1 pseudogene is annotated in these 777 nt (G+C 47.9%); it reads right to left on the minus strand.

What is annotated here, in order from left to right:
* Positions 1 to 777 (minus strand): annotated as a pseudogene (locus tag R7R24_RS26300) (penicillin-sensitive transpeptidase); the annotation flags it as partial.

Below are 777 nucleotides of genomic sequence, written 5' to 3' on the forward strand. Positions count from 1 at the left end.
GCGGCTGAGTAAATAAATGGTTTGATACTAGAACCAACCTGACGCACGGACATGGTTGCGCGGTTAAACTTGCTGTGAACAAAGTTAAAACCACCTACTAGTGACAAAATGCCGCCATTTTCAGGATTCATCGCGACAAATGCGGTGTTCGCGCTAGGCACTTGGCTTAGCTTCCAGCTGCTTTGAGTGTTGCCATCTTCATCGGTCGTCGTTAGCTCGCGAACCCAAATTTGTTCACCTGCAGCTAAAACCTCTTGTGCAGATTTTGGTGTTGAACCTTGACGGTTATCGGTGAGGAATTTGCGTGCCCAGTTCATGCCAGTCCAAGGGATGGTTTGTGCATCGTTATTTTTCACAACAACTTGCGCCGTTTTGCCTTCCACTTTTGTCACGACAGCAGGGTAAAGATCGCCGTAAGTTGGCTGGCCTTTTAGATGCTTCTCAATTTGTTCTGCATCCCAAGCGGCTTCCCCTTCTTTCCACAACACTTTTTCTGCGCCGCGGTAGCCATGACGCTCGTCATAAGCCATTAGGTTGTTTACCGCAGCCTTATTGGCAGCGTCTTGCAGTTTAGAGTCAACCGTCATGTAGATATTCAAACCCGACGTATAGGCTTTCTCTTCACCGTACTCTTTTACTGCCCATGCACGTGCAAGCTCGGCAACGTAAGGCGCAGACACTTCAATTTCTGCACTGTGGTAACGAGCGATGATTGGTTCGTTACGTGCTCCATCGAATTGTTCTTGCGTAATGTACTTTTCATCGAGCATACGCATT

This window comes from Vibrio sp. 704 (assembly GCF_033339295.1).